This is a genomic window from Enterobacter sp. SECR19-1250, from assembly GCF_013391025.1.
GTDB classification, from domain to species: domain Bacteria; phylum Pseudomonadota; class Gammaproteobacteria; order Enterobacterales; family Enterobacteriaceae; genus Enterobacter; species Enterobacter cloacae.
Genome location: NZ_JACASJ010000179.1, coordinates 1 through 5,373, shown reverse-complemented (window position 1 = coordinate 5,373; position 5,373 = coordinate 1). Strand labels below are relative to the sequence as shown.

The window sequence follows — 5,373 nt, the reverse complement described above, 5'->3', positions numbered from 1 at the left end:
CAAGCCAACTTGTCGTCAAAATCGGTGTTGCAAAAACGGGAGTGACCATAGATTCGTTTTCCCTTCTGACGCCGCTGATTGAAGCGTTTTATCAGCGCCACAGCGTGACCCGGCTGATTTTCATTAATGGTGTGCTGGGCGGCTCCTGGGAGGCCTTGGTTCAGGGGAGGGCGGATATCATCGTCGGCGCATTACATGAACCTCCTCAACTGAGCGATTTTGGGTTTGCCCGCCTCGGGATACTTGAGCAAGTTTTTGCGGTTGCTCCGCATCATCCGCTGGCCCGGGAGCCTGAGCCCATTAACCGGCGCGTTATTAAAGGTTACCGTGCCATTGTGGTGGGCGACAGTTCACGGCCGGAATGTGCCGTATCGTCGCAGCTGCTTGATGAGCAGGAGGCCATCACCGTTTTTGATTTTAAAACCAAGCTGGAATTGCAAATCAGTGGGCTGGGTTGCGGCTATTTACCTCGCTATCTGGCGCAGCGATTTCTTGATAGCGGCGCGCTGATTGAAAAACAGGTGCTGGCTCAAAGCAGTAATGAATCGGTCTGGGTTGGCTGGAATGAACAAACGGCGGGGTTAGCCAGCGCCTGGTGGCGGGACGAAATTTTAGCAAATAGTGCTATCGCCGCTGTCTATACGCAGAGCAGCGTCCACAAATCAGCCAGTTAGCGCAGGAATATTTACAATGCCTTTGTAAAGTATTGCGTTTTGTATCTGATGTGGGGCAAAATGCGCCGCAGCAACCAAAGGAATAATCGACGATATAAAAGGCGTCGGTTATTTTTTTTTGCATGTATGAAACGAAACTAAAAACCAAGAGGCCGGGCTTCGTACCGGATAGATATTTACTAAAATCCGACAGTTGTTGTCGCTGAGGAAGAAAGAAATGGGGCAATTTTTCGCTTACGTGGCGGTTATCACCGTAAAGGAGAATAACTATGTCACATAACGCAACTCCAAACACCTCTCGCGTGGAATTACGTAAAACACTTACGTTGATTCCGGTTGTTATGATGGGCCTTGCCTATATGCAACCAATGACGCTGTTCGATACATTCGGTATCGTATCAGGCCTTACTGACGGTCATGTGGCAACGGCGTATGCCTTTGCACTGGTCGCTATTCTCTTTACAGCGCTGAGCTACGGTAAACTGGTTCGCCGTTTCCCGTCTGCAGGCTCTGCCTACACCTATGCCCAGAAATCCATTAGCCCGGCGGTTGGCTTTATGGTGGGCTGGTCATCGCTGCTGGACTACCTGTTCATGCCGATGATCAACATTCTGCTGGCAAAAATTTACTTCGAAGCGCTGGTACCTTCCGTACCGTCGTGGCTCTTTGTTGTTGCGTTAGTGGCCTTTATGACCATCTCTAACCTGCGCAGCATTAAGACCGTGGCGAACTTCAACACCCTGATTGTTATTCTGCAAATGGGTATTGTTGCGGTTATTGTGGGTTTGATCATTTACGGTGTTTCTCACGGTGAAGGCGCGGGCACGCTGGTCAGCTCTCGTCCGTTCTGGTCTGAAGGGGCACATGTGGTGCCGATGATCACCGGTGCGACTATTCTGTGCTTCTCATTCCTGGGCTTCGACGGTATCTCTTCTCTGTCTGAAGAGACCAAAGATGCAGAACGCGTGATCCCACGAGCCATTTTCCTGACTGCGTTGATTGGTGGCATGATCTTCATTGGTGCCTCCTACTTCCTGCAGCTGTACTTCCCGGATATCTCTCGTTTCAAAGAGCCGGATGCTTCACAGCCTGAAATCATGCTGTATGTCGCAGGGAAAACCTTCCAGTGGGGCGTACTGATCTTCTCCAGCGTTACCGTTCTGGCTTCTGGTATGGCTGCGCATGCTGGGGTTTCTCGCCTGATGTATGTAATGGGTCGTGACGGTGTGTTCCCAACCCGTTTCTTCGGCTACGTTCATCCGAAATGGCGTACTCCGGCGTGGAACGTGCTGTTGGTTGGCGCAATCGCCCTGATGGCCATTAAATTTGACCTGGTAACAGCAACGGCACTGATTAACTTTGGTGCGCTGGTGGCCTTTACCTTCGTTAACCTCTCCGTGATCTCGCAGTTCTGGATCCGTGAGAAGCGCAACAAAACGCTGAAAGACCACTTCAATTACCTGGTTCTGCCAATGTGCGGTGCGCTGACGGTCGGTGCATTGTGGATTAACCTGGAAGAGAGCTCTATGATTCTGGGGCTGATCTGGGGTGGTATTGGTCTGGTTTACCTGGCCTGCGTGACGAAGAGCTTCCGTAACCCGGTTCCTCAGTACGAAGACGTTGCGTAATACCGTGTCGGGTGGCGGCTACGCTTACCCGACCGACAAAACCCGTAGGCCCGCGTAAGTGCAGCACCACCGGGCAAAAAAAACCGGAGACCATCGCCTCCGGTTTTTTTATCGTTGAATTTCAGACTATCTCTTGTACGTACTTGAACAGTGCTTTTAGTAGCGCCTGCTTCTCTTCATTCCCTTCGTATTGGCCGTAAAGCATCTCCAGCTCCTGCGCATAGCTGTGCAGATATTCAGGCGTAAACACATTACGGCGATGCTGCAGCCAGCGTTCCTGCTCAGCTTCATCCAGCGTGCCGGGATAGTTACGCGCGCGGTAGTTAAACATCAGCATCTCAATGCGTTTATCCGCAAAGGTGATGTCCAGCGCGGGCAGGTTACGCGGTTCAGTTTGCAGGACGATGTTCATCGCAGCACGGTCGGCATCGCTGAAGAAGCCGTTATACAGCTGCGCATCCACGTTTTCGGACGGCACGAATGGCTCGGCTTCGGCAAATATGGCGACGACTTTCTCGCGCACCTGCGGATTTTCGCGCAGTATTTTAAGGTTATCCAGGCAGTGCTGGCGGTTGATCCCGAGCCTGTCGGCATCTTCCGGGCGCAGCGTATTGGCCTGCGCCAGTACCGGACATTTATTGATATGCACCAGTTTGACCGGCACCGCGGGCAGGTCTCCCAGCGTATCTTTCGGGGTATAGAGGCGCTCACGCAAGGTATCGCTGTCGAGCTCCAGCAGCGGGGAGATATCCCCGGCTAAATCCACCATGATGACCGCGTTACGGTTATCCGGGTGCCAGGCCAGCGGTGCCACCCAGCTGGTGTTGCCGCGCCAGGCACCAAACATGCCGGAGATATGCACCAGTGGTTTCATCTGCGGCACATCAATCAGCGTCATCAGTTTCTGCTTACTGCGATGACTCAACAGATACTCAAACAGGCGTGGTTGTGCGGTTTTAACGAGCTTCGCCATGGCAATGGTGGCGTAGACGTCGGCCATCGCGTCGTGGGCATTACTGTGCTCAATGCCGTTGGCGCGCGTCAGGTGCTCCAGCCGGAAGCTTGGCAATCCGTCTTCGTTCTCTGGCCAATTAATCCCCTCCGGACGCAGGGCATAACAGGCACGCATGATATCCAGCAAATCCCAGCGCGAATTGCGGTTCTGCCAGCTCCAGGCGTAGGGATCGTAGAAGTTGCGGTAGAAGATGTTGCGCGTCACTTCATCATCGAAACGGATATTGTTATACCCGACCACGCAGGTATGGGGAACGGTGAACAGATCGTGGATACGGCGGGCGAACTCTGCCTCGTTAACGCCTTTTTCCCGCGCTTCCTGGGGCGTTATCCCCGTGACCATGACCGCGCCGGGCTGCGGCAGGTAGTCATCGGCAGGTTTGCAGTAAAAGACCTCTGGCTCACCAATAATATTGAATTCGTCGTCAGTACGGATGGCGGCAAACTGCGCCGGTCGGTCCAGCGCCGGGTGGGTGCCAAAGGTTTCATAGTCGTGGAATAAAAAAGTCGGGCGTGCGGCAGAGTCAGACACCAGTAATACCATCCTGTTAAAAAGTGACGTCACTATGGTAAACGATCGTGAGGGACAGACCGAATAAAAAGCGCCGTCATACCGCAAATTTGCGAGCGTGGTTCCGGGAAAAACATGCTTCCTGTCACATTTTTTTGCAATTAAGCCAGGTAACGACACCAGAACTCCCGTAAAAAGGTCATCGATTTTTAATGACCTGAGGATATACCGTTGAAACGCCGTCTGTTTATTGCTGTTTCTTTACTCGCTTCGAGTGTCTCATCTGCTTTTGCGGCCGATCCGCTGGATTTTTCGCCGCAGCCTCCGGCCATTCAGGCCGGCTCCTGGGTACTGATGGATTACACTACGGGTCAAATCTTAACGGCGGGCAACGAACATCAACAACGCAACCCGGCGAGTCTCACCAAGCTGATGACCGGCTACGTTGTTGACCGCGCTATTGATAGCCACCGCATTTCCCCGGATGACATTGTCACCGTCGGGCGCGACGCGTGGGCAAAAGGTAACCCTGTCTTTGACGGTTCGTCACTGATGTTCCTGAAAGAGGGGGACCGCGTTTCTGTGCGCGACCTCAGCCGCGGTCTGATTGTTGATTCTGGTAACGACGCCTGTGTGGCGCTGGCGGATCACGTGGCCGGTGGCCAGCCGCAGTTCGTGAAGATGATGAATGACTATGTGCAAAAGATGAATCTGCGTGATACGCACTTCGAAACCGTTCATGGTCTGGATGCCCCAGGCCAGCACAGCTCTGCGTATGATCTGGCCGTGCTGTCCAGGGCCATCATCCACGGCGAGCCTGAGTTTTATCATATGTACAGTGAAAAGAGCCTGACCTGGAACGGGATCACGCAGCAAAACCGTAACGGTCTTCTCTGGGATAAGACCATGAACGTGGATGGTCTGAAAACGGGGCACACGTCAGGGGCCGGATTTAACCTGATTGCTTCCGCCGTGGACGGTCAGCGTCGCTTGATCGCCGTGGTGATGGGGGCAGACAGTCCGAAAGGGCGTGAGGATCAGGCCCGTAAACTGCTGCACTGGGGACAACAGAATTTTGATACCGTGCAGATCCTGCACAACGGTAAAAAAGTGGGCACTGAGCGGATCTGGTACGGCGATAAAGAACAGGTGAACCTGGGCACCGACCAGGATTTCTGGCTGGCATTACCGAAAGCAGAAGTACCGAACATCAAGGCAAAATACGTGCTGGATACAAAAGAGCTGGAAGCGCCGATAGCCGCCCATCAGCGGGTAGGCGAGATCCAGTTATACGACCGCGATAAAGTGGTCGCTCACTGGCCGCTGGTGACGCTGGAGCGTGTTGATAAAGGTGGCCTTTTCTCCCGTCTGAGTGATTACCTGCACCACAAAATCTAACCTTCCTGGGCAGACTGGCAGGGTTGCGAGTCTGCTCACATAATAAACACTCCTTGATTGCCGATTATAGAAATTCTGCTTTATAGTGTATAAATATGGGTCTTCCCTTGTTGTGGTGGCTGAAGGCATGATAATGGCGTATTAAATC

The 5,373-nt window shown here is 53.0% G+C and carries 5 protein-coding genes; 4 read left to right on the top strand and 1 reads right to left on the bottom strand.

Annotated elements, in window-relative coordinates; genetic code table 11:
* From HX884_RS25140 to HX884_RS25130, 3 genes are all read left to right on the top strand, one after another.
* Window positions 1–674 (top strand): LysR substrate-binding domain-containing protein (locus HX884_RS25140; protein WP_178328954.1); only part of this gene is annotated, 674 nt, incomplete at its 5' end.
* A 217-nt stretch (window positions 675–891) separates the two neighbouring features.
* Window positions 892–954, top strand: coding sequence for a membrane protein YoeI (gene yoeI, locus HX884_RS27685; protein ID WP_167816758.1), 63 nt, complete (start codon window positions 892–894; stop codon window positions 952–954).
* The gene (locus HX884_RS25130) at window positions 944–2,302 is read left to right on the top strand and encodes an APC family permease (RefSeq protein ID WP_013097840.1); all 1,359 of its coding nucleotides are present in this window, start codon (window positions 944–946) and stop codon (window positions 2,300–2,302) included. The genes yoeI and HX884_RS25130 overlap by 11 nt, the downstream gene beginning before the upstream one ends.
* A gap of 121 nt (window positions 2,303–2,423) precedes the next feature.
* Here the strand turns inward: HX884_RS25130 and sbcB are convergent, their stop codons facing one another.
* Window positions 2,424–3,860 (bottom strand): exodeoxyribonuclease I, encoded by a 1,437-nt coding sequence (gene sbcB, locus HX884_RS25125; protein ID WP_375138605.1) that lies wholly within the window; start codon window positions 3,858–3,860, stop codon window positions 2,424–2,426.
* A 198-nt stretch (window positions 3,861–4,058) separates the two neighbouring features.
* Between sbcB and dacD the strand changes: the two genes are divergently transcribed.
* Window positions 4,059–5,225 (top strand): serine-type D-Ala-D-Ala carboxypeptidase DacD, encoded by a 1,167-nt coding sequence (gene dacD / locus HX884_RS25120; RefSeq protein WP_058681734.1) that lies wholly within the window; start codon window positions 4,059–4,061, stop codon window positions 5,223–5,225.
* Window positions 5,226–5,373: the final 148 nt, after the last annotated feature.

Coding starts and splice junctions, on each gene's coding strand:
- HX884_RS25130 (WP_013097840.1), top strand. CDS start 944: ATGTCACATAACGCAACTCCAAACACCTCTCGCGTGGAATTACGTAAA.
- sbcB (WP_375138605.1), bottom strand. CDS start 3,860: ATGGTATTACTGGTGTCTGACTCTGCCGCACGCCCGACTTTTTTATTC.